Here is a 21,258-nt window from a genome sequence, read left to right as displayed (position 1 = left end):
CGTCCGGCCACGGCTGTCCGTTCGATCACGGTTGGACGACGTCATGCGTAACCATCTCTTCGACCTCATCCGGGCGAGCCTGCCTGCCGATCCCGCCGCCCGGACCTTCCTCGAGACCGGCGACGGCGCGCGGATCACCTATGCCGAGATGCTCGACCGCTCGGCCGCCTATGCCTCCGCCCTCACGGCCCTCGGGGTGAAGACGGGCGACCGCGTGGCCGTCCAGGTCGAGAAGAGCGCCGAGGTCGTGTTCCTCTATCTCGGCGCCGTTCGCGCCGGCGCCGTCTTCCTGCCGCTCAACACTGCCTACACGGCCCCCGAGATCGCGTATTTCCTATCGGATGCCGAGCCGACCCTGTTCGTCTGCGATCCCGCCCGGCACGCCGCGCTTGAGGCGGTCGCCGCCGAGGCGAAAGTGCCGGCTCTGCGCACCCTCGATGGGGCGGGGCGCGGCAGCATGGCGGAAGCGGCAGACGCAGCCTGCACCGACTTCGCCGATGTCGAGCGCGGCCCCGACGATCTCGCGGCGATCCTCTACACCTCCGGCACCACCGGGCGCTCCAAGGGCGCCATGCTCAGCCACGACAACCTCGCCTCCAACGCCCTGACGTTGGTGAAGGCCTGGCGTTTCACGGCCGACGACGTGCTGATCCACGCTTTGCCGGTGTTCCACACCCACGGGCTGTTCGTGGCCACCAACATCGTACTGCTCGCCGGCGCCACCGCGATCTTCCTGCCGAAATTCGACCCGAAGCAGGTGCTTCCGCTCCTGGCGCGGGCCACGGCGATGATGGGCGTGCCGACCTTCTATACCCGGCTTCTGAGGGAGCCCGGTCTGAACCCGGAGGCGGTGGCAGCGATCCGCCTGTTCGTCTCCGGCTCGGCGCCGCTCCTCGCTGAGACGCACCGGGAGTGGCAGGCCCGCACCGGCCACGCCATCCTCGAACGCTACGGCATGACCGAGACCAACATGAACACTTCGAACCCCTATGACGGCGAGCGCATCGCCGGCACGGTGGGCCTACCGCTTCCGGGCGTGTCGCTCAGGGTGGTCGATCCCGAGACCGGCCGGGCGCTGTCCGCCGATGCGGTGGGGATGATCGAGGTGAAGGGGCCGAACGTGTTCCAGGGCTATTGGCGCATGCCCGAGAAGACGGCGGCCGAGTTCAAGGCGGACGGCTTCTTCATCACCGGCGATCTCGGCAAGGTCGACGAGCGCGGCTACGTCCATATCGTCGGGCGCGGCAAGGACCTCATCATCACCGGCGGCTACAACGTCTACCCGAAGGAAGTGGAGAACGAGATCGACGTGCTGCCGGGCGTGATCGAATCCGCCGTGATCGGTCTCGCCCATCCCGATTTCGGCGAGGGCGTCACGGCCATCGTCGTCGCCCGCCCGGATGCGCCGGGGGAGCGGGAGATTCTGAGCATCCTCGAGGGGCGGCTCGCCCGATTCAAATGCCCCAAGCGCATCCTCTTCGCCGACGAGTTGCCGCGCAACGCCATGGGCAAGGTGCAGAAGAACCTCCTGCGCGAGGAACATGCCGGGCTCTATCGGGCCTGACGGCCGGGGCGACGGAACGCTTCGGCGGGACGGCGGTTTTCGTCATCGAACGGCCAAGCTCGCGCCGTCTCCCTTCCGGTTGCCGTCATGCCTTCGTCTCAGCGTCACCATCCCGAGCCCGGAGAATCGGGCTCTTCCCAGTCCCTGACCTGGACCCTTGCCATGGGGGCGGCCCTCCTCGCCCTGTCGCTGGCGCCCCGGTCGCGCCGCCGGCCGCAGGACGAAAGCGAACCCGCGCCGCGCCGCGACGAGGGCGCCCGCTCGCATAGCGGGCGCAGCGCCGAATGGGTGGCAGCGACGCAGGCCCATCGCGGCCGGACGGCGGGGAGCCCGACCGAGATCACCCGTGCCGGCTGGAAGGACATCGCCGTCCGCGTCTACCTGGAATTCAACAAGGACCGCGTGCTCGCGGTCGCCGCCGGGGTCACGTTCTTCACCCTGCTGTCGCTGTTCCCCGCCATCGCCGCCCTGGTCTCCTGCTACGGCCTCGTGGCCGATGTGGGCGCCATCAACGAGCACCTCTCCAGCATGCAGGGCGTGTTGCCCTCCAGCGCCATCGACATCATCGGCGAGCAGGTGAAGCGGATCGCCGCCAAGGATAACGGCACCCTGGGCCTGACCTTCTTCTCTAGCCTCGTCCTGTCGCTCTGGAGTGCCAATGCCGCCATGAAGGCGATGTTCGACGCCCTGAACGTGGTCTACGAGGAGGAGGAGAAGCGCTCCTTCGTGATGCTGAACCTGCGCTCCCTGACCTTCACCGTCGGGGCGCTCCTCTTCACCATCCTGGCGCTCACCAGCATCGTCGTGCTGCCGGTGATCTTCAACTTCTTCGGGTTCGGGCAGGGGGCAAGGCTCATCGCCCTCCTGCGCTGGCCGTTCCTGCTCGTCGTCCTCCTGGGCGGCCTCTCGCTGCTCTACCGCTACGGCCCGAGCCGCGAGCGGCCGCGCTGGCGCTGGGTCGGTACCGGAGGCGCCGTGGCGGGCCTGCTCTGGCTCGCCGCCTCCATCCTGTTCTCCTGGTACGTCGGCAGCTTCGGCAATTACAACGAGACCTACGGCTCGCTCGGTGCCGCCATCGGCTTCATGACCTGGATCTGGATCTCGACGACGATCGTGCTCCTCGGTGCCGAGATCAATGCCGAGATGGAGCATCAGACCGCACGCGACACCACGACCGGCCCGGAAAAGCCGATGGGCGAGCGTCAGGCGCGGATGGCCGACACGATCGGCGCGGCGGCGTGACAGGGTGCGGGACGGCCTCGGGAACCCTATTTCCTTGCAGATCCCGATGAACCGGAGGCCATCCATGAGCGAGATCCAGTCAAGCACCGTCCAGCGCAGCGAGGCCGAGTGGCGCGAGATCCTCACGCCGGACCAGTACCGGGTTCTGCGCGAGCACGGCACGGAGCGGGCGGGGACGAGCTGTCTCAACGCCGAGAAGCGTCCGGGCACGTTTCACTGCGCCGGCTGCGACGCGCCGCTGTTCGAGAACACCACGAAATTCGAATCCGGCACCGGCTGGCCGAGCTTCTTCGATCCCATCGACGGCGCGGTGGAGACGAAATCCGATCGGAGCCACTGGATGGTGAGAACTGAAGTGCATTGCGCCAGCTGCAAAGGTCATCTCGGCCATGTCTTCGATGATGGCCCGGCGCCGACGGGGCTGCGCTATTGCATGAACGGCATTTCACTGCGCTTCGAGCCAAATGTCTGAGCACATTGGTATGAAAGGATAAAAATTGGGGTCGGCCTTTCGAGGGCGGCCTTGATTTAGTCCTATTTTTTCTTAGTCGAGGGCGTGTCGTCTTCCGCTTTGCGCGCCATCGGCGGTGCGCGGTGGGAAAGTTTCCAAATTCGGACGGTCCGTGCCGGCCGGTTTCCACAGGCCGGGCGTTCCGTCGTAGCCGAAACAGGATATGGCTTCGAACGGCGCTCGACCTTGCGCCCATGGCGTGGCGCTCTCGAGGGACAGCCTGCCGTGATGAGCCGATCCGGGGGAGAGAGTACATGAGTGTCGTTCGTCGGTTCCTGGTCGCACCCTCACTCGTCCGCCTGATCCGGAAGGAACGGGGCGGCTCGAAGATCACCGAGGGCTATTTCGCTCCCCAGGCCGGACGTACGTCCTATGTGCGGGTCGACGGCCAGAACTGCCATCTCGTCCTCGTCACGACGGCTCCGGACGGAACGTCGAGCGAGGAGCGCACGGAGGTTCCCCGCGCCCATGGCGACGCGCTCCTCGATGTGTGCTCCGGCAAGGCGATCTATGATCGCGCGGTGCTCGCCCTCGGCAACGGCCGTGAGGCACTCGTTGACCGCTACGCGACACCGGGCGCCCTCGACCTGCTCAGCGTCCTGTTCGACGACCCCGCCCAGGCCGCAGCCTTCGTGCCTCCGGCCTGGTTCGGCGAGGACGTGTCCGAGAATCCTGCCTATGACCGCCATTCCGTGGCGATCCAGGGGGTACCGCAATCGGGTGAGGTTCCCCTGAACAACGCCGCCCTCGAAGCGATCCTCGATCTGCTCGAGCCGCGCTTCGGCTTCGGTCGCTTCAATGCCCCGCCGCCGAAGGCCACCGAGGACGAGGCGACCCTCCGGGCGAACCGCCGCGCCGCAACTCTGTCCGCCAAGGCCGCCGTGCCCGCTTCCGTCCCGGTGGAAGAGCCTACACCCCAGCCTGCCGTCGAAGAGCGCACTGAAGAGCCGGCGGCCGAGGAAGCGCCCGCCTCCGAGCCCCCGCTCCGCAGCGACGCCCGGATCGACGACGTGATCGAAAGCCTGTCCCAGGCTCTTGGAGCGTCCCAGCCGGCCCGCGCCAGCGGCCGCGACGACGATCCGGCCGCCGAGTTCGAGCGCTGGACCGTGCGTCCCCGCCGGACTCCCCAGACCTGAAGGAACAAAGCCGGAGATGGGCTTGGCTCATTTCCGGCAGGGTCAGTCCACGACAATCGCACACAGTAACGCGGTCTAGCCTTATCGCGTTACAGAAGCGGCCCATCCTCACGGTTTCGGCGGGAAACAAAGATTATCTCTCATGGCCTCGTTGAGGCGAGGGATTAAACTCGCTAGCGTCTCGCCAAGACAGACGAGCGTGCGCCCGAAGAGGCGCCTGTGAGGGAACATGGCTCAGACCACCGTCCATGCCGGAGGCAGCGCGCCGGCAGCACCGACACCTCACGAGCCTTGGTACAAGGTCCTCTACATCCAGGTGCTGATCGCCATCGCGCTCGGCATCCTGCTCGGATATCTGCACCCCGAATGGGGCAAGTCCGTCAAGTGGTTGGGCGACGCCTTCATTGCGCTGATCAAGATGATGATCGCACCGATCATCTTCTGTACCATCGTGCACGGTATAGCCTCGATCGGCGACCTGAAGAAGGTCGGTCGCGTCGGTCTGAAGGCGCTGGTCTATTTCGAGGTCGTCTCCACCATCGCATTGCTCATCGGTGTGCTTGTCGGTGAGGTTGTGAAGCCGGGTGCCGGTTTCAATGCCGATGTGAGCAAGCTCGACGGTAAATCGGTGGAGAAATACGCCAAGATCGCCGCCGACGATTCCGTCACCGGCCACATCATGGCGCTGATCCCGAAGAGCTTCTTCGACGCCTTCGCCACGGGCGACCTGCTTCAGGTCCTGCTGATCTCGATCCTCACCGGCGTCGTCGTGACCGGCATGGGCAAGCGCGGCGAAGCGATCACGCACGCGATCGACACGGCGGGCCAGATCTTCTTCCGCATCATCGGCCTCGTGGTGAAGCTTGCCCCCATCGGTGCCTTCGGCGCCATGGCCTTCACCATCGGCCAGTACGGCATCGGCAAGGTCATCGATCTCGCCTGGCTCGTCGGTACCTTCTACGTGACCGCCTTCCTGTTCGTGATCCTGGTTCTCGGCGCCATCGCCCGCGTGGCCGGTTTCTCGATCTTCAGGTTCCTGGCCTACATCAAGGACGAACTCCTCATCGTGCTCGGCACCTCCTCCTCCGAGACGGTGCTGCCGCACATGATGACGAAGATGCGCCGCCTCGGCGCCTCGGATTCCGTCGTAGGTCTCGTCATCCCCACGGGCTACTCGTTCAATCTCGATGGCACCAACATCTACATGACGCTGGCATCCCTGTTCCTGGCTCAGGCCGTGGGCGCGGACCTATCGTTCGGCCAGTACGCCACCATCATCCTCGTGGCGATGCTGACCTCGAAGGGGGCTTCCGGTGTCACGGGTGCCGGCTTCATCACCCTCGCCGCCACGCTCAGCGCCATCCCCAACAACCCGGTGCCGGTGGCCGCCATGACCCTGATCCTGGGTGTCGACAAGTTCATGTCGGAGTGCCGGGCGATCACCAACCTCATCGGCAACGGCGTCGCCACCGTGGTGGTCAGCCGCTGGGAGGGTGAACTCGATCAGGAGAAGCTGAACCAGGTCATGGCGCATCCCTTCTCCATCGGCACCGACATTTCGGACCATGCGCCGAACATGGACCAGGAGTCCGCTCCCCGTCCGGCCGTCGCCGCGCAGTAGAGCCGCGTCGTGGACCCGGCGCGGCTGCGCATCGGGATCGACCTCGGCGGCACCAAGATCGCCGGCATCGCCCTCGATGCCGGCGGAGCCGTGCGCGCAGAAGGGCGGATCCCGACCCCGCGGAACGATTACGCGGCCACCCTCGAGGCGATCGCGGCGCTCGTTCTGCGCCTGGAGCGCGATGCCGGCGGCGTCGGCAGCGTCGGCATCGGCATGCCGGGCGCGATCACGCCAGGCACCAGCCTCGTGAAAAACGCCAACTCGGTCTGGCTGAACGGCAGGCCCTTCGTCATCGATCTCGAGGCACGGCTCGGCCGCCCGGTCCGCGCCGAGAACGATGCCAATTGCCTCGCTGTTTCAGAGGCGGTGGACGGTGCGGGCGCCGGCGCAGGGGTCGTCTGGGCCATCATCCTCGGGACCGGCGTCGGCTCCGGCATCGCCATCGACGGGGTCGCCCTGTCGGGCGCCAACCGCATTGCCGGCGAATGGGGACACAACCCGCTTCCCGCACCTCGCGATGACGAACGGCCCGGTCCCGCCTGCTATTGCGGCCGGGATGGCTGTATCGAGACCTGGCTCTCCGGCCCCGGCCTCGCCGCAGACCATGCCCGGCGGACCGGGACGATCGCTCAGACCGGTGAATCCGTCATCGCCGCCGCGCGTACCGGCGATGCCGCCGCATGTGAAAGCATCGGCCGCTATCGGGAGCGTCTCGCGCGTGCAATGGCGGGCGTGATCAACATCCTCGACCCCGACGTGGTGGTCCTCGGCGGCGGATTGTCGACGGTGCCGGAGTTATCGGTCGATCTGGCAGGATCGATCCTTCCGCACGTCTTTTCCGGAGAATGCGGGACACCGATCCGGGTGAGCCGCCACGGCGACGCATCCGGCGTGCGGGGTGCAGCTTGGTTATGGGGCATCCCCGCCTGAACCTCTCCCCATCCTGCCCCGTTGCCGCTATGGACGGGGACAATCACACAACGACGTGAGCGTAATCCCATGACGAGTTTGGCTTCCCTCGATCCCGCCGCCCGCGACGCCCTTCATGCGAAGACGCGCGAGGCCTACGAGGCCTTCAAAAGCCGCGGTCTCAAGCTCGACATGACCCGCGGCAAGCCGGCGCCGGAGCAGCTCGACCTGTCGAGCGCGATGATGGCGCTGCCGGGCAACGGAGACCATTTCGCCGAGGCGGGTGACGATGCGCGCAACTATGGCGGCCTCCAGGGTCTGCCCGAGGCACGCGCCCTGTTCGCGCCGATGGTGCAGGCGCCGGCGGCCCAGATCGTCATCGGCGACAATTCGAGCCTTGCGCTGATGCACGATTGCATCGCCTGGGCTCTGCTGAAGGGCGTGCCCGGCTCGGTAAAGCCCTGGTCGAAGGAGGAGGAGCCGGTCTTCCTCTGTCCCGTCCCGGGCTACGACCGTCACTTCGCCATCTGCGAGGCCCTGGGCATCCGCATGCTACCCGTGCCCATGACCGGTCAGGGACCGGACATGGATGTCGTCGAGAAGCTGGCCGCGGATCCGGCCGTGAAGGGCACGTGGTGCGTGCCGAAATACGCCAACCCGAGCGGAGAAACCTATTCCGACGAGACCGTCCGGCGTCTCGCCGCCATGAAAACCGGCGCCCCGGATTTCCGGCTGTTCTGGGACAACGCCTATACCGTCCACCACCTCACCGCCACGCGCCACCCCCTCGCGGACATCCTCGCCCTCTGCGAGGAAGCCGGCCATCCCGACCGGCCTTTCATCTTCGCCTCGACCTCAAAGGTGACCCTGGCGGGAGCGGGCATCGCCGTGTTCGCCTCTTCGCCGGAGAACGTGCGCTGGTTCCTCGGCCGTTCCTTCTTCCGCACCATCGGGCCGGACAAGCTCAACCAGTTGCGCCACGTCCGCTTCCTGAAGGACATGGCCGGCATCGAGGCGCATATGGAGAAACAGCGCGCTCTCATTGCACCCAAATTCCAGGCCGTCCTCGACGCCCTGGAGGCCCGGCTCGGCGGAACCGGCGCGGCGACCTGGACGAAGCCCGAAGGCGGTTACTTCATCACCGTCGATACGGTGGATGGCGCGGCGCAGCGGACCGTGGCGCTGGCCAAGGAGGCCGGCATCGCCCTGACGCCAGCTGGTGCGACCTCCCCCTACGGACGCGACCCGCACGACCGCACATTGCGCCTCGCACCGACCTTCCCCTCGCTCTCGGACGTGAAGGCGGCGGCGGAGGGGATCGCGCTCTGCATCCTCCTCGCCGGACTCGAGACCCGATCGGCGGCCTGACCCGAGCCACCTTCCCGGTGCATCCCCTCGCCCCGCCAGGGCGGGGGGCTTTCCCTGAAAAGCGCGTCGTGGTGTCAGTCGATGGGGTCGAAAGCTTTCACGACCGCCCGATCTCTCTCGCTCGTCGCGGAGAGGGTGATGATGATCCTATCCTCCGCCACGCACTGCAGGACGGAGTCTACGCTCATCGGATCAAGTGGTGACGCGTGCTCGCCCGGCCTGCGACAGGGCGGGATCCGTCACCGCCCGAGGTGACCGTCGGCAAAGAGCCGTGTGCGATCGCCTCAGCGGAAACCGCCGACCCGGCGGTCGCGCTTGCGCTCGGCGGCGGGCTGATACGCGATCTCGGCGTGGTGGGTGCAATAGGGAAGACCGGTGATCGAACGGTCGCCGCAATAGTGGAACTCCGGCGAAGTCGGATCGCCGAGGGGCCAGCGACACATGGATTCGCGCAGATCCATGATGGTCACGCGCTTGGACACGGCCAGCGGCGTGCTCTGGGTGGCGACCACCGCATTGGTCTCGGGAAACAGCAGATTCGGCGCCGCGACGGGGTCGGCCGCGGCCGCCAGCTCCATGACGTTGTCGGTCTCGGCTTCGCGGATGGCGGGCTTCTTCCGGCCATTGCCGGGCGAATCCGCCGCCTTCACGCGGCCCGACAGACCCAGCCGGTGGACCTTGCCGATGACGGCGTTGCGGGTGACGCCACCGAGCTGCGCGGCGATCTGGCTCGCGCTCAGTCCCTCGTCCCAGAGACGCCGCAGCACGTCGACACGTTCGTCCGTCCAGCCCGCACCGGTATCCGTCATCGCCCCCTCCGACATCCGCTCGATTCCCCCGACCGACACTGGACGATCCCTGCGACACCGCGCATGGCCACTCCGCCCGCTGCCATACAGATGGTGGTCGCGCAGGGCACCCTTACGACGACGATAAGAACCGTACAGGACGCCTCGACACGGATGCAAGAGCGCCTGGGAGGAGGGGGGGACTTTCCACCGGCAAACCGTCGGGCCGGTTCGGATGCACCACGAAGGAGCCGGCACGGACGCGGTTCTGCGGTAAGCGCGACGGTGCGATCCTCGTCCGCTTCCCACCGCCCCTTCCACGGCCCCGTCCTCCCCTTGACCTGACGGAGGATCGGGCGAGAAGCGCGTGTTTCACCACGAGCCGAGAAGTGAGGAACAGGTCATGGCTGCGACCGATCCGACCGAGGGACGTTGCCCCGGCGAGGTGCCGCCGCGCCTCGAGACGCGTGGGCTCAGCGTCGATTTTGGCCACAAGCACGCCCTCGACGACGTCTCCCTCGCGGTTCGGGCGGGAGAAATCATCGCGCTTCTCGGTGATTCCGGTTGCGGCAAGAGCACCCTGTTGAGGGCGGTGGCAGGCCTCGAACAGCCGAGCGGCGGCCTCGTCCTTCTCGATGGACAGGCGATGAGTGCCCGGGTACCGCCGGAAGAGCGCGGCGTCGGCCTGATGTTTCAAGATTATGCCCTGTTCCCCCATCTCACCGTCATGCAGAACGTTCGCTTCGGTCTCCACCGGCTCCGCTCCGATGAGGCCGAGGCCGTCGCCAGGGCGCGACTGGAACAGGTCGGCCTCGCCGACCGGGCCGCGAGTTATCCCGGCTCGTTGTCGGGCGGTGAGAGCCAGCGCGTGGCGCTCGCCCGCGCCCTGGCGCCGGGGCCGCGCGTGATGCTTCTCGACGAGCCGTTTTCGAATCTCGACCGGCGCAATCGCGACCGGGTGCGGGCCGACACGGTCGAGGTCCTGCGCGCCACCGGGGCCACCGCGCTCCTGGTGACGCACGATCCGGAGGAGGCCTTGCTGGTGAGCGACCGCATCGTCCTGATGCGGGGCGGGCGCATCGTCCAGATCGGCACCGGCGCGGAATGCTATCGGCGCCCGCTTTCGCACTTCGCCGCGAATTTCTTCGGCGATCTCATTACCTTTCATTCCCGCTGCGCGAACGGCGCGGCAGCCACGCCGCTCGGGGCGGCTCCGGCGCCCGGGTTCGCGAACGGCGCGCCGGTCACCGCCTGCGTCAGGCCCGAGGCGATCGGCCTGTCGGGCCCCGAATCCGGGCATCCGGCGCGGGTGATCCGCCGCCGTTTCCTCGGCCCCGTGGCGGAGCTGACCCTGGCAGCGGAGGGACTTCCCGAACCGTTCCGCCTCACGGTCGCCGAAGAGACAGCCGCGGGGGAGGGCGATCGTGTCGGGCTAGTGCTGGCCAAAGGAGAGTGGTTGGTTTTTCCTGCCGGACTGGATTAACCGACCCTGTCTATCCGTGCTTGTCAGTATCCAGAAATACAGTTTTCAACGATAATAATCTGATGACATAGCTCTTGCTTTTCCCGTGAAGATGCGGCCCAGAACCCCTCGCGACGAGAAGAGGGATGGACGTCATGGTCGGTTGGGTCTCGAAATGTCTGGTCGGCGGTGCGACGACCTTTGCCTGGATCGCCGGAGCGACGGCCGCCGAGGTCAACATCTACACCACCCGCGAGCCCGGCCTGATCAAGCCCTTGCTCGATGCCTACACCGCCAAGAGCGGCGTCACCGTCAATACCGTCTTCGTCGAGAAGGGCCTCGCCGAGCGCGTGGCCTCCGAGGGCGAACGGTCGAAGGCGGACGTGCTGATGACCGTCGATATCGGCAATCTCATCGAGCTCGTCGATCGCGGCCTCGCCCAGGCGGTGCGTACGGAATCCCTGGAGGCCGCCGTTCCGGCACCCCTGCGCGATGCCGGCGGCTTCTGGTACGCCCTCTCCATGCGCGCCCGCGTCGCCTATGCCGACAAGGACCTCTCGGAGAAGGCCCTGACTTACGAGGATCTCGCCGACCCGAAATGGAAGGGCAAGCTCTGCCTGCGCGCGGGCCAGCACCCTTACAACACGGCGCTCATCGCCCATTACATCGTCAAGCATGGGCCGGAGAAGGCGAAGGCCTGGCTGACGGGGGTGAAGGCCAACCTCGCGCGCAAGCCGGCCGGCGGCGATCGCGACGTCGCCCGCGACATCCTGGCCGGAACCTGCGCCATCGGGCTCGGCAATTCGTACTATGTCGGGCTGATGCGCTCGGGCAAGGGAGGCCCGGACCAGCAGAAATGGGGCGACGGGATCAAGGTCGTGCTGCCGATATTCACCAGCGGCGGCACCCATGTGAACGTCTCCGGCGCCGTGGTCGCGAAGAGCGCACCGAACCGGGACGAAGCGGTCAAGCTTCTCGAATACCTCGTCTCCGACGAAGGCCAGGGCCTCTATGCGAAAGCCAATTTCGAGTATCCGGTGAAGGCGGGTGCGCCGATCGACCCCCAACTCACGGCGCTCGGCCCGCTGACCATCGATACCGTGCCCCTGGCCGAGATCGCCCGTAACCGCAAGGCGGCGAGCCTGCTGGTGGATACGGTGGGCTTCGACAACTGAAGCTCCGGCCGATGTCTGCCGTCGTCGAACTCGCCCGATCGCAGGCTGCGATCGGTTCCGATGCCGCTCCGAGGGCGGCGCAGCGCTTGCGCGCCTGGCCTGTCGCCTGGGCGGCGGGAGCCCTCGCCCTGGCGGCCCTGATCCTCAGCCCGGTGGCGTCCCTGGCGCTGACTGCGGCGGGCGGGTCGAGCGAGGTCTGGCCACATCTGCTGGAGCATGTCCTGCCCCAGGCGACGATCACCACGGCCCTGCTTCTGGGCGGTGTCGGCCTCGTCGTCGTCATGCTCGGGGTCGGCTCGGCCTGGCTCGTCTCGGCCTACGAGTTCCGCGGGCGCCGTCTCTTGGAAGTCGGGCTGCTGCTGCCACTGGCGGTGCCGACCTACATCGTCGCCTTCGCCTATCTCGATCTGCTTCACCCCATCGGCCCGATCCAGACCGCCCTGCGCGATGCTCTCGGCGTCGTGCGGCCGAAGGATCTGCTGCTGCCGGAGATCCGGTCCCTGCCGGGCTGCATCCTGCTCCTCGGCTTCGTGCTCTACCCGTATGTCTACCTGCCGACGCGGGCGCTGTTCCTGATGCAGGCGGGCACGCTCATCGAGGCGGCGCGCATCCTGGGGCGGTCGCCGACGGCGGTCTTCTTCCGTGTCGCCCTGCCGCTGGCGCGCCCCGCCATCGCCCTCGGCACCAGCCTCGCCCTGATGGAGACGCTCAACGACATCGGCGCCGCCGAATTTCTCGGCGTGCGCACGCTCACGGTGCAGGTCTATGCCACTTGGATCAACCGCTCCGACCTGCCCGGCGCGGCGCAGATCGCCCTGGTCATGCTGGCGATGGTGCTCCTGCTCCTGGCAACCGAGCGCTGGGGACGGCGCGGGCGCGGCTATGCCGGCACGGCCCGGCGCCAGCGCAGCATGGCCCGCCATCGCCTGTCCGCTGCTTCGGCCATGGCTGCCTTCTGTCTCGGCATCGTCCCCATCGCCATCGGCTTCCTGATCCCGGCGGCCTATCTCGTCCATTCCGCCATCGCCCGCATCACCAGGCTCGGATTTCCCCGGGGCGTCATCGCCGAGGCGGGCAACACCCTGCTCTATGCCGGCCTCGCCACCCTTCTCGCGGCTGCTTGCGGATTTCTCGTCGCCGCCGGTCCGCGGCTCGTCGCGCGACGTTTCGGGCAGGGACTAATCCGCATCGCCGCCCTCGGCTACGCGCTCCCCGGAGCGATCCTGGCGATTGGGCTCCTCGGTCCGCTGGCCCTCGCCGATGCCTCCCTGTCCCGCATCACTACGGCGCTCTTCGGCGTCGCCCCGGCGATCATCGGCGTCGGCGCGGGCGGCGCCCTCGTCATCGCCTATCTCGTGCGCTTCCTCGCGGTCGGCGTCGGGACCTGCGAGGCGGGCCTGGCGAAGGTGCCGGACTCCCTCGGGGAGGCGGGACGCATGCTCGGTCGGGGGGCCGCCGGCACGCTGATGCGGGTGCACCTGCCGATAACCTGGCCGGCTCTGCTCAGCGGCGCGCTCCTCGTCTTCGTCGACTGCGTCAAGGAACTGCCGGCAACCCTGCTCCTGCGCCCGCTCAACGTCGAGACCCTGGCGACCCATCTCTACGGGGAGGCCGTGCGCGGCACCTACGAGGACGGTGCGGTCGCCGCCCTGCTCATCGTCGTCGTCGGCCTGATCCCGGTGGCGCTGCTCCTGCGCCTCGGCTCGGCGGAGGGCGGTCCGAGGGGCGGTTAGTCTCCCGGGCCGTACCCTGTCGGACGAGGGGGGAGGACCGTCCGCCTCGTCGAAGACCGGGTCCGGTGGTGAGCCGCCGAAGCTCATCGGATGCCGCCCCGGCAAGTTGCCGAGGGGCGAGGCGACAGAGGCCCTTGACGGGCGCGTGGGCCTCGCCCTAGAAGGCCCTCGGTCCGGGTGCGTAGCTCAGCGGGAGAGCATTCGCTTCACACGCGAAGGGTCACAGGTTCGATCCCTGTCGCGCCCACCATTCCCCTCAGGCCACGGCGGAAGTCGGGACGAGGGCATCGACCGCCCCCACCAACTCGTCGAAATGCTGGATCACCCGCGTCGGGCCGAGCTGCTCTACCGGCAGGTCGGTATAGCCGAACGGCACCGCGATGACCGGAATCCCCGCCGCCTTCGCCGCATCGATGTCGGCGCGGGAATCGCCCACCATCACCGCACGCGTGACATCGCCCTTCGCCTGCTCGACGGTGAGGGTGATATGGGCCGGGTTGGGCTTGTAGACCGGAAACGTGTCGCGACCGCAGATGGCGGCGAAGCGGCCGGCGATGCCGAGTTCTTCGAGCAACTGCTTGGCATGGGCCTCGACCTTGTTGGTGCACACCGCCAAGAGGAAGCCGCGTGCGCTCAGCATGTTGAGGGCCGTCTCGACGCCGGGGAACAGGTAGGAATGCTCGCTCAGATGCCGGCCGTAATGGTCGAGGAAATCGACGAAGAGCGTCTGCAGGCGGGCGTCGTCGATGGGCTCGCCGGCGGCCTCGAAGCCGCGCTGGATCAGCGCCTTTGCTCCGGCGCCGATCATGTCGCGGGCCCGCTCGAGGGGAAGAGTCGGCAGTCCCTCGCGGGCGAGGATCGCGTTGAGGGTGCCGACGAGGTCGCCCGCGGTCTCGGCGAGGGTTCCGTCGAGGTCGAACACGACGATAGGCGGCAGGCTTGGCATGAGGACTCGCAAAATTGAGGGAATGGCGTGGGCTGATCCCGACTTGGATGACGGCATCACGGCGGGCCGGGCAGCGGAGGCCGGGTGCCGAGAAAAATCCGATGCGCGCGCAAAGGCTTATCGCACCAGTCGAGCTTTTCTCCGTGCCATGATGCTGTAGAATCCGGCCATGATGCGATCAAGGTCGCCGCGAGCGGGTCACGGTTGCGCCGCAAGGCCGCTATAGGGGAGCGGTCGCGAGATTCCCCCTGCACGATTTCCCCTGCAAGATTCCCCCGTCTGCATCAGGACATGAAGGCGACCATGCGTTCGACCCTGCCGACCGACCGTGCGTTCATATCCGCCGTTCCCGCCGCATCCGCCCGTCCGGGGGGATGGCACGGCAAGGCCACGGGATGCCGGGCCGGGATCGCGCTGGCCTTCCTCGCCTTGACGGCAGGAGGGGCCTCCGCTGCCTCCTTCGAATTCGTTCCCGCGCCGCAGATCGACCTCAACCGGGTCTACCGCGTCGACAAGGTCACGGGCGAAGTCACCTCCTGCCAGTACGGCCTGCGCGAGGGCGCGGTGGGCAGCGTCGGCCTCACCGTCTGCTACGGTTCCGGCGAGGGCGCCAGCGCCCAGGCTCCGTCCGAATACGGTCTCGTTGCGTCCCGCCACACCCGCGAGGCCGGGGTGTTCCGGGTGAACTACCGCACCGGCGAGATGAGCATCTGCTACGTCCAACTCCAGAAGGAGGCGGTGGTATGCACCGCCCAGGCGAACCCGGCCGCCAGCGGTCCCGAGGAAGCCGTGGCCACGGGGCAGGCGCCCGGCCGCGCGGGGCCGAGTGCCACGCCGCCCCAGAACACCCGCCCCTGAGGGCGATCGGTGCGGACGTTCGGCAACAGCCGCGTTGGACGGCGTTGCCAGCCGTGCTAGGGCCACCGGACTTTCAGCGGCCCAGCCCGTAGCCCGAGAGCCTGCCCATGCATCTCGCCCCCTCCCTCCCGATGAACGGGGCTTCCTCGTGAGCGGTCCCGACCTGCGTCGCGCCGCCGCCGCCCGTGCCCTCGATCTCGTCGAGGACGGGATGCGGCTCGGCATCGGGACCGGCAGCACCGCCAACGTGTTCGTGGAACTTCTCGGCGCGCGGGTGCGCGACGGACTCAAGGTGACGGGCGTTCCGACCTCGGAGGCGACGCGCATTGCCGCCGAGCGTGTCGGCATTCCCCTGGCCACTCTTGAAGATCTGCCCGAACTCGACCTGACCATCGACGGCGCCGACGAGATCGACGCACGGATGCGTCTGGTGAAGGGCGGCGGCGGCGCGCTCCTGCGCGAGAAAATCGTGGCCTTCGCCAGCCGCCGCATGGTGGTGATCGCCGACGCGGCGAAATCGGTGGCGACCCTCGGCGCGTTTCCGCTGCCGGTGGAGGTCAACCCGTTCGGCCTCGGCGCCACCCGCATCGCCGTCGGCCGGGCCATCGAGAGCGCCGGTTGCGCGGGCGATCTCATTCTCCGGTCCGGCCCTGGCGGCGCGCCCTTCGTGACCGATGGCGGCCACCTCATCCTCGACGCGCATCTGAAGGCCATCGCCGATCCGGAACGTCTGTCCGCCGCGCTCTGGGCGGTGCCCGGCGTGGTCGAGCACGGTCTGTTCCTCGGTCTCGCCACCGGCGCGATCCTGGCGGAGGCCCGTGACGGGCAGGCGCACGTCACCAGTATCGGCGCGATCTGACGCGCCTCCACCCTCCTTCGATGTCCTGATCGACACGCCTTTCCGGAGCGTTCGCCATGTCCCGCCGCCGCCTCTCCACCGTCCTGACCGGCTCCGTCCTCGCCGGAATTCTTTCGGTCTCGGCGCCGACCGCCGGCCAGGCCCAGGCGCAGAAGCCGGCCGCGCCGGGCAAGCCCGGCGCCAAGCCCGCCGCGCCAACTCCCTCCACGCCCGCGGCCCAGCAGCCGGCCTACACGCCGAACCATCTGGCCCTGGCGCGGGAGGTTACCCTCAGCTCCGGCATCGCCCGCTCGTTCGACTCGATTCTTCCGTCCTTCGGCCAGCAGATCAAGCAGGCGGCCATCACTCGCCCGGACCTGACCAAGGATCTCGATGAGGTTCTCACCTCCCTGGCGCCGGAGATGGAACTGCAGAAGCAGATGATGATCGAGACGGCGGCCAAGATCTATGCGAGCCGCCTGTCCGAAGCCGAGCTCACCGAGATCGTCGCCTTCTTCCATTCGGCGGCGGGCAAGCGCTACGTCGAGACCCAGCCGCAGGTGCTCGACGAGATCGTCCAGGCGATGCAGAACTGGACCCAAGGGGTGTCCGAATACATGATGGTCCGCGTGCGTGCCGAGATGGGCAAGCGCGGCCACGAACTTCAGTAGCCGCTCCACCCGACCTCTCCAATGTCAGGTCTCCCTCCTCGAGCGGAGACGGTCGCGCGCCTGCGCGTCGCCGGTGCCGTCACGCTCGCCGTCCTCCCCGTGGCTATGGCCCTCGCCAACCGGTCGAGCCCGACCGTCGTCGGCATCGCCGCTATGTTCTTCGTCGTCGCGGGGCTGATCGAGGATGCCCGCGGCACGATGCGGTTCGTCGTGAGGCCGCTTGTCACGCCGATCGGCCTCGCCGCCCTCGGATTTGTCGTCTGGTCGCTGGTGAGCATCGCCTGGAGCCCGGTGCAGGACCTATCCTGGCGCAACATCGAGGAATTCCTCCCGACGGTTGCGGGGGCCTATCTCCTCGCCCGCCTCGCGCCCGGCAATATGCCGGCCTTCACGCCCCGGCTCGCCGCCTGGTCCATCGCGCTTGCCGGCCTCTACATCGTCGTAGCCCTGGCCACCCATCTTCCCCTCCATCGGGCGATGGGCTCTCGGGTGGCGCTGTTCGTCTTCAACCGTCCCGCGCTGACGATCCTGCCCATCATGGGTCCTTTGGCCTATCTCCTTTACCGGCGCGGGCATGGGATCGCGGCGCTCCTCGTGCTCGTGGTCAGTACGGGGGCGATCCTGCGATCGATCAGCGGCGCCGCCGCCATGGGTCTCGCAGCCGGGGCCGTCATGTCCCTCGTCGCCGTCCTGACCCCGCGGCGGGTCGGACTCGCGATCGTGGGGGGCGTGCTGGCCCTCTCGCTCATCCTCGCGCCGGTGGAGGGGGATATCCTCCAGAAAGTCATGCCCGAGGCTGTTCACGACCGGCTGGTACAGAGCAGTTCGCGGGCGCGGGTCGCCATCGCCCGCAGCTTCGGCGCGGCCGTGGCCGTCGATCCCTGGAAAGGGGCCGGGTTCGGGACGTCGGCACGATTCATCGAGACGCCCGTCGCCGCACGGATCGAGCCGGGCCTGCGGCCGATGCTGGCGGTGGGCCATCCGCACAACATCTTCCTGCAGATCTGGGCCGAACTCGGTATCGTCGGCGCGATCCTGATCGGCGCTATCCTGATGATGATGGTGGGGCTCATCGGGCGCCTGCCGCGCGGGGAAGGCGTGGTCGCCCTCGGGCTCGTCGCCTCCTGCACGGCGGTGGCCTTCGTGGAGCACGGCGCCTGGCAGGGCTGGTGGATCGCGGCCGTCGGCGCAGCCATCGCCTGGACGCGCGAGGCCGCGATGGCCCCCGGCGCGCCTTGCCTTCTTCAGGCGGCTTCGGCCTCGACCCGGTTCCGGCCGGAGGATTTGGCGCGGTAGAGGGCGAGATCGGCACGCCTGAGCATGTCGGACGGTCCCTTGTCGTCGGTATGGCGGCACGCCACCCCGATGGACACGGTGACGTGAATCTCCCGTGTCTCCTGGTCGATCGGGAACGGGACGGCTTCGATGCGCTCCCGAATACGCTCCGCGATGACATGGGCCGCCTCCGGCTCAGAGTCGGGGAGGATGATGACAACCTCTTCGCCGCCATAGCGGGCGACGATGTCGACGACGCGGGTGTGAAGCCGGACGCGGCCGGCGAAGGCGCGGAGCACCTCGTCGCCCGCTTCGTGACCATAGGTGTCGTTGATCGACTTGAACCGGTCGATATCGAGCATCAGCATCGAGACGTTACGGTGGCGCAGGGCGGCGTCATCGAACAGCACGGCGAGATGGCCGTCGAGGTAGCGCCGGTTATGAAGCCCGGTGAGCCCGTCTGTGACCGCCATCTCCATCGAGGCCTGGACGGCGCCGCGCAGGGTGTCCGAGTAACGGCTGCGCCGCACCTGGGTGCGCACGCGGGCCACGAGTTCGTTCCGGTCCACCGGTCGCATGAGATAGTCGTGCACGCCGAATTCGAGTCCGCGGATCACCCGTGCCTTGTCGTTCTCCTCCGCGATCATCATCACCGGCATGGTGCGGGTACGGTCGAGGGACAGGACCTGGCTGCAGAGGCGCAGGCCGTCGAATCCCTGGAGGTCGAGGCTGACGAGAGTCAGTTCGAAATCCCCCTCGGTGGCGAGAATCATCGCGTCGTGCGGGTCCGCCACGACCGTGACCCGATGGTGCTGGTTCAAGGCCGCGGAAAGCCGCTCGGCCGAGTTCTTCCGGTCCTCCACCAGCAGGATCGACGCGTTCTGGCCGTCCCCGGCGGCGGCGAGGGCGAGGGGATCGCCGATCCCGAACTCCCGCGAGGCCCGCGCCCTGTCGCGCAGTTCATCGGTGACCGCCTTCAGCCGGACGAGGTTGCGCACCCGCGCGAACAGGGCGGTGTCGTCGATCGGCTTCGTCAGGAAGTCGTCGGCCCCTGCGTCGAGGCCCCGGAGCCGGTCCGACGGCTGATCGAGGGCCGTCACCATCACCACGGGGAGATGGGCGGTGGCTGGATTGCGCTTGAGCCGGCGGCACACCTCGAATCCGTCCATTCCGGGCATCATCACGTCGAGCAGGACGAGGTCGCACAGGCCCTTCTCGCAGATCGAGATGGCATCCGGCCCGTTCATGGCCGCCAGAACGTCGAAATACTCGAGGGACAGCTTTGTCTCGAGCAGCTTCACGTTCGGAAAGAGATCATCGACGATCAGGATGCGGGCCGACATCGTTCCTCGCGGATTCTGACGGGTTCGACGGATCGACCCTGTGGACGGTGGCCCTCATCAACGGGCTCCGTCGCCGAGGTAGAGGCGGACGGTGGCGAGAAACTTCGCCACGGAGATCGGTTTCGAGAGATACGCTTCGCAGCCGCCTTCGCGGATGCGTTCCTCGTCACCCTTCATGGCGAAGGCCGTGATGGCGATGACGGGGATATGCTTGAGGTCGTCGTCTTCCTTCAGCCATTTGGTGACTTCGAGGCCGGAGACCTCGGGAAGCTGGATGTCCATCAGGATCAGGTCGGGCCGGTGGGCGCGGGCGAGCTCGATCGCCTCGATCCCATTGGCGGTCTTGAGTGTCGCATAGCCGTGCCCTTCCAACAGATCGTTGAAGAGCTTCATGTTGAGTTCGTTGTCCTCGACGATGAGCACGGTCTTCGGCATGGCTCATTGTTCCCGGCAGGCTGGCGGCGCATTCTGGAAGGACCGGCGTCCCGCTTGATGAGAACCTAAGGGATACATGTTGACGAAACGCAAATCCGACCGTCCCGAAGACTCCGCCGAACTCCTCGCCATCTCGGTGCTCGGATGGCTCGCCGAGGACGGCGACAGACTCCTGCCCTTTATGGCCTCCTCCGGTTTGACACCCGACACAGTGCGGGAAAGCGCCACCGATCCGGCCTTCCTCGCGGCGGTCCTCGATCATCTCATGGGCGACGAGGCAGTGCTGATCGCCTGTGCGACGGCCCTCGACGTGAAGCCCGAACGGATCGCCGCCGCCTGGCGTCGGCTCGGTCCGCCCGATCCAGATGTCGAATTCGGATGAAAAGGAAGCGCCGGGGCGGTCAACGTGAGGGTGCGCCCCGCATCCTGCGAGGGTATTCAACCCGCCGTCCTTCACGGGTGCCGGACGGCGTGACGTGTCAGGGCTTGCACTCGGTCTCCGTCTTCGCCTCGACCTTGTGAAGCTCGAGGCGGCTGAGGTCGCCGGCGATGGTGAAGTCGCCGTAATTCAGACTGAGCCCGCCGCTGACACCATTCTCGTAGAGGAGGAAGGTGAGGACGTAGACGGGGGTGCGCTCGCCCTGTCCGGGGGTGAAATAGCTCAAGGTCACCGGCCAGCGCCGCATCGCCGCCATCTCGCCCTCCCGCAGGGGCTTGTCCCTGTCGGCGCCGCCATCCTTGGCCGTCTCTTCGGCCGTGATCGGTTTGCCGATCACGGCGAGCGTGTCGAAGATCTTGCGGCCGTCGTCCGACCCGTCGAACACCTTGGCCGACATCGTCGTCTCGCCGGCCTGTGCCGCTTCGATCATCCGGCGCATGTGGAGGGTCGGGAACAGCACGGGACCGGTCTCGGTGTATTGGTCGCGCTTGGGTTCCTTCAGCTTCACCTTCAGAGACTCGGGGCCGTTCTCTGCCGTTCCATCCACCGAGGTGGATCCGCTGCCGTTGAGCACGGTGTTGGTCTTGAAGCGGAAACTGTGGCCGTCCCCGCCCTCGAAGGTGGTGTTGCGCAGATCGGAGAGGCGCTTGCCGGTCTCGCCGCTATCGAGCTCCGTCACCTGCCGGGTCTGCATCGTGTAGCCCTTGCAGGCATCGCCGCTGAAATCGAGGACGATGCGTCCCCGCGCGCTCTCCACCGCCCGCGCGCCCCGACTTTCGGCCAGCGAGAGGTCGTACACCGCGCGGTGGCCGGCCAATCGCATCGGCGCGGCCTCGGCAAAGCCCGCGGAAGCGGCAAGGGCGCCGAATGCGATGGCGAGGGTGGAGCTTGGCAACCGCATGAGGTCTCCCGATGGACGCGCCAGTCGAAGCGAACGGCGTGCC

General features: G+C 67.6%; 20 protein-coding genes and 1 tRNA gene. 16 read left to right on the top strand and 5 right to left on the bottom strand.

What is annotated here, in order from left to right:
• Nucleotides 1-43 precede the first annotated feature (43 nt).
• The 7 genes from MKK51_RS14450 to MKK51_RS14420 all read left to right on the top strand — a co-directional run bounded on the left by MKK51_RS14450 (nt 44) and on the right by MKK51_RS14420 (nt 8,351).
• Nucleotides 44-1,564 carry a malonate--CoA ligase gene (locus MKK51_RS14450; RefSeq protein WP_243978135.1) on the top strand — a complete coding sequence of 507 codons (1,521 nt, stop codon included), beginning with the start codon at nt 44-46 and terminating at the stop codon, nt 1,562-1,564.
• Between the two features lie 87 nt (nt 1,565-1,651).
• Nucleotides 1,652-2,806, top strand: coding sequence for a YihY/virulence factor BrkB family protein (locus MKK51_RS14445; RefSeq protein ID WP_243978133.1), 1,155 nt, complete (start codon nt 1,652-1,654; stop codon nt 2,804-2,806).
• A gap of 64 nt (nt 2,807-2,870) precedes the next feature.
• A complete protein-coding gene (msrB, locus tag MKK51_RS14440; RefSeq protein ID WP_243978131.1) occupies nt 2,871-3,278 on the top strand; it encodes a peptide-methionine (R)-S-oxide reductase MsrB in 408 nt (135 codons plus the stop codon).
• 293 nt (nt 3,279-3,571) lie between these two features.
• Nucleotides 3,572-4,453, top strand: a complete 882-nt coding sequence (locus tag MKK51_RS14435; protein WP_243978129.1) for a hypothetical protein — start codon at nt 3,572-3,574, stop codon at nt 4,451-4,453.
• A 229-nt stretch (nt 4,454-4,682) separates the two neighbouring features.
• Nucleotides 4,683-6,074, top strand: a complete 1,392-nt coding sequence (locus MKK51_RS14430; RefSeq protein WP_243978127.1) for a dicarboxylate/amino acid:cation symporter — start codon at nt 4,683-4,685, stop codon at nt 6,072-6,074.
• Between the two features lie 9 nt (nt 6,075-6,083).
• On the top strand, nt 6,084-7,004 hold the full coding sequence (locus MKK51_RS14425; protein ID WP_243978125.1) for an ROK family protein: 921 nt from the start codon (nt 6,084-6,086) through the stop codon (nt 7,002-7,004).
• A gap of 69 nt (nt 7,005-7,073) precedes the next feature.
• Nucleotides 7,074-8,351: an aminotransferase gene (locus MKK51_RS14420; protein ID WP_243978123.1), complete on the top strand. Its 1,278-nt coding sequence runs from the start codon at nt 7,074-7,076 to the stop codon at nt 8,349-8,351.
• 284 nt (nt 8,352-8,635) lie between these two features.
• On the opposite strand, the gene MKK51_RS14415 is transcribed toward MKK51_RS14420, so the two are convergent.
• Entirely contained in the window at nt 8,636-9,160 is a 525-nt protein-coding gene (locus MKK51_RS14415; RefSeq protein WP_409565685.1) for a GcrA family cell cycle regulator, read from the bottom strand.
• Between the two features lie 382 nt (nt 9,161-9,542).
• Between MKK51_RS14415 and MKK51_RS14410 the strand changes: the two genes are divergently transcribed.
• The 4 genes from MKK51_RS14410 (at nt 9,543) to MKK51_RS14395 (ending at nt 13,759) form a co-directional block, all read left to right on the top strand.
• Nucleotides 9,543-10,622 (top strand): ABC transporter ATP-binding protein, encoded by a 1,080-nt coding sequence (locus MKK51_RS14410; protein WP_243978121.1) that lies wholly within the window; start codon nt 9,543-9,545, stop codon nt 10,620-10,622.
• A 125-nt stretch (nt 10,623-10,747) separates the two neighbouring features.
• Nucleotides 10,748-11,776, top strand: coding sequence for an extracellular solute-binding protein (locus MKK51_RS14405; protein WP_243978119.1), 1,029 nt, complete (start codon nt 10,748-10,750; stop codon nt 11,774-11,776).
• An 11-nt stretch (nt 11,777-11,787) separates the two neighbouring features.
• Nucleotides 11,788-13,509, top strand: coding sequence for an ABC transporter permease (locus MKK51_RS14400; protein WP_243978117.1), 1,722 nt, complete (start codon nt 11,788-11,790; stop codon nt 13,507-13,509).
• A 175-nt stretch (nt 13,510-13,684) separates the two neighbouring features.
• Nucleotides 13,685-13,759, top strand: a tRNA-Val gene (locus MKK51_RS14395).
• Nucleotides 13,760-13,765: 6 nt separating this feature from the next.
• Here MKK51_RS14395 and gph read toward each other — a convergent pair.
• Nucleotides 13,766-14,455 carry a phosphoglycolate phosphatase gene (gene gph, locus MKK51_RS14390; protein ID WP_243978115.1) on the bottom strand — a complete coding sequence of 230 codons (690 nt, stop codon included), beginning with the start codon at nt 14,453-14,455 and terminating at the stop codon, nt 13,766-13,768.
• Between the two features lie 303 nt (nt 14,456-14,758).
• Between gph and MKK51_RS14385 the strand changes: the two genes are divergently transcribed.
• The 4 genes from MKK51_RS14385 to MKK51_RS14370 all read left to right on the top strand — a co-directional run bounded on the left by MKK51_RS14385 (nt 14,759) and on the right by MKK51_RS14370 (nt 18,118).
• The gene (locus MKK51_RS14385) at nt 14,759-15,313 is read left to right on the top strand and encodes a hypothetical protein (RefSeq protein ID WP_243978108.1); all 555 of its coding nucleotides are present in this window, start codon (nt 14,759-14,761) and stop codon (nt 15,311-15,313) included.
• Between the two features lie 148 nt (nt 15,314-15,461).
• Nucleotides 15,462-16,172: a ribose-5-phosphate isomerase RpiA gene (gene rpiA, locus MKK51_RS14380; protein ID WP_243978106.1), complete on the top strand. Its 711-nt coding sequence runs from the start codon at nt 15,462-15,464 to the stop codon at nt 16,170-16,172.
• 56 nt (nt 16,173-16,228) lie between these two features.
• Nucleotides 16,229-16,822, top strand: coding sequence for a DUF2059 domain-containing protein (locus MKK51_RS14375; protein ID WP_243978104.1), 594 nt, complete (start codon nt 16,229-16,231; stop codon nt 16,820-16,822).
• Nucleotides 16,823-16,843: 21 nt separating this feature from the next.
• Nucleotides 16,844-18,118 carry an O-antigen ligase family protein gene (locus MKK51_RS14370; protein WP_243978102.1) on the top strand — a complete coding sequence of 425 codons (1,275 nt, stop codon included), beginning with the start codon at nt 16,844-16,846 and terminating at the stop codon, nt 18,116-18,118.
• On the opposite strand, the gene MKK51_RS14365 is transcribed toward MKK51_RS14370, so the two are convergent.
• Both MKK51_RS14365 and MKK51_RS14360 read right to left on the bottom strand, forming a co-directional pair.
• Nucleotides 18,067-19,440 (bottom strand): PleD family two-component system response regulator, encoded by a 1,374-nt coding sequence (locus MKK51_RS14365; RefSeq protein WP_243978100.1) that lies wholly within the window; start codon nt 19,438-19,440, stop codon nt 18,067-18,069. The genes MKK51_RS14370 and MKK51_RS14365 overlap by 52 nt on opposite strands.
• A gap of 57 nt (nt 19,441-19,497) precedes the next feature.
• The gene (locus MKK51_RS14360; protein ID WP_018045229.1) at nt 19,498-19,875 is read right to left on the bottom strand and encodes a response regulator; all 378 of its coding nucleotides are present in this window, start codon (nt 19,873-19,875) and stop codon (nt 19,498-19,500) included.
• A 76-nt stretch (nt 19,876-19,951) separates the two neighbouring features.
• Here MKK51_RS14360 and MKK51_RS14355 point away from each other — a divergent pair, with 76 nt between their 5' ends.
• Nucleotides 19,952-20,257, top strand: a complete 306-nt coding sequence (locus tag MKK51_RS14355) for a DUF3572 domain-containing protein (RefSeq protein ID WP_243978098.1) — start codon at nt 19,952-19,954, stop codon at nt 20,255-20,257.
• Nucleotides 20,258-20,354: 97 nt separating this feature from the next.
• Here MKK51_RS14355 and MKK51_RS14350 read toward each other — a convergent pair whose 3' ends face one another.
• Complete coding sequence (locus MKK51_RS14350) at nt 20,355-21,215, bottom strand: cell envelope integrity EipB family protein (protein ID WP_243978091.1); 861 nt, start codon at nt 21,213-21,215, stop codon at nt 20,355-20,357.
• Nucleotides 21,216-21,258 lie beyond the last annotated feature (43 nt).

It is taken from the genome of Methylobacterium sp. E-045 (genome assembly GCF_022829685.1).
Lineage (GTDB): Bacteria > Pseudomonadota > Alphaproteobacteria > Rhizobiales > Beijerinckiaceae > Methylobacterium.
Note: the sequence above shows the minus strand (reverse complement) of the source record. Positions and strands in the feature narration are given on the sequence as shown.

What these genes read in the sequence shown, in the direction of transcription:
- MKK51_RS14385 (WP_243978108.1), top strand. Translation starts at nt 14,759, where the DNA reads ATGCGTTCGACCCTGCCGACCGACCGTGCGTTCATATCCGCCGTTCCC.
- MKK51_RS14355 (WP_243978098.1), top strand. Translation starts at nt 19,952, where the DNA reads ATGTTGACGAAACGCAAATCCGACCGTCCCGAAGACTCCGCCGAACTC.
- MKK51_RS14415 (WP_409565685.1), bottom strand. Translation starts at nt 9,160, where the DNA reads ATGACGGATACCGGTGCGGGCTGGACGGACGAACGTGTCGACGTGCTG.
- MKK51_RS14375 (WP_243978104.1), top strand. Translation starts at nt 16,229, where the DNA reads ATGTCCCGCCGCCGCCTCTCCACCGTCCTGACCGGCTCCGTCCTCGCC.
- MKK51_RS14400 (WP_243978117.1), top strand. Translation starts at nt 11,788, where the DNA reads ATGTCTGCCGTCGTCGAACTCGCCCGATCGCAGGCTGCGATCGGTTCC.
- MKK51_RS14360 (WP_018045229.1), bottom strand. Translation starts at nt 19,875, where the DNA reads ATGCCGAAGACCGTGCTCATCGTCGAGGACAACGAACTCAACATGAAG.
- gph (WP_243978115.1), bottom strand. Translation starts at nt 14,455, where the DNA reads ATGCCAAGCCTGCCGCCTATCGTCGTGTTCGACCTCGACGGAACCCTC.
- MKK51_RS14350 (WP_243978091.1), bottom strand. Translation starts at nt 21,215, where the DNA reads ATGCGGTTGCCAAGCTCCACCCTCGCCATCGCATTCGGCGCCCTTGCC.
- MKK51_RS14405 (WP_243978119.1), top strand. Translation starts at nt 10,748, where the DNA reads ATGGACGTCATGGTCGGTTGGGTCTCGAAATGTCTGGTCGGCGGTGCG.
- MKK51_RS14370 (WP_243978102.1), top strand. Translation starts at nt 16,844, where the DNA reads ATGTCAGGTCTCCCTCCTCGAGCGGAGACGGTCGCGCGCCTGCGCGTC.
- MKK51_RS14450 (WP_243978135.1), top strand. Translation starts at nt 44, where the DNA reads ATGCGTAACCATCTCTTCGACCTCATCCGGGCGAGCCTGCCTGCCGAT.
- MKK51_RS14435 (WP_243978129.1), top strand. Translation starts at nt 3,572, where the DNA reads ATGAGTGTCGTTCGTCGGTTCCTGGTCGCACCCTCACTCGTCCGCCTG.
- MKK51_RS14445 (WP_243978133.1), top strand. Translation starts at nt 1,652, where the DNA reads ATGCCTTCGTCTCAGCGTCACCATCCCGAGCCCGGAGAATCGGGCTCT.
- MKK51_RS14430 (WP_243978127.1), top strand. Translation starts at nt 4,683, where the DNA reads ATGGCTCAGACCACCGTCCATGCCGGAGGCAGCGCGCCGGCAGCACCG.
- MKK51_RS14420 (WP_243978123.1), top strand. Translation starts at nt 7,074, where the DNA reads ATGACGAGTTTGGCTTCCCTCGATCCCGCCGCCCGCGACGCCCTTCAT.
- MKK51_RS14365 (WP_243978100.1), bottom strand. Translation starts at nt 19,440, where the DNA reads ATGTCGGCCCGCATCCTGATCGTCGATGATCTCTTTCCGAACGTGAAG.
- MKK51_RS14410 (WP_243978121.1), top strand. Translation starts at nt 9,543, where the DNA reads ATGGCTGCGACCGATCCGACCGAGGGACGTTGCCCCGGCGAGGTGCCG.
- msrB (WP_243978131.1), top strand. Translation starts at nt 2,871, where the DNA reads ATGAGCGAGATCCAGTCAAGCACCGTCCAGCGCAGCGAGGCCGAGTGG.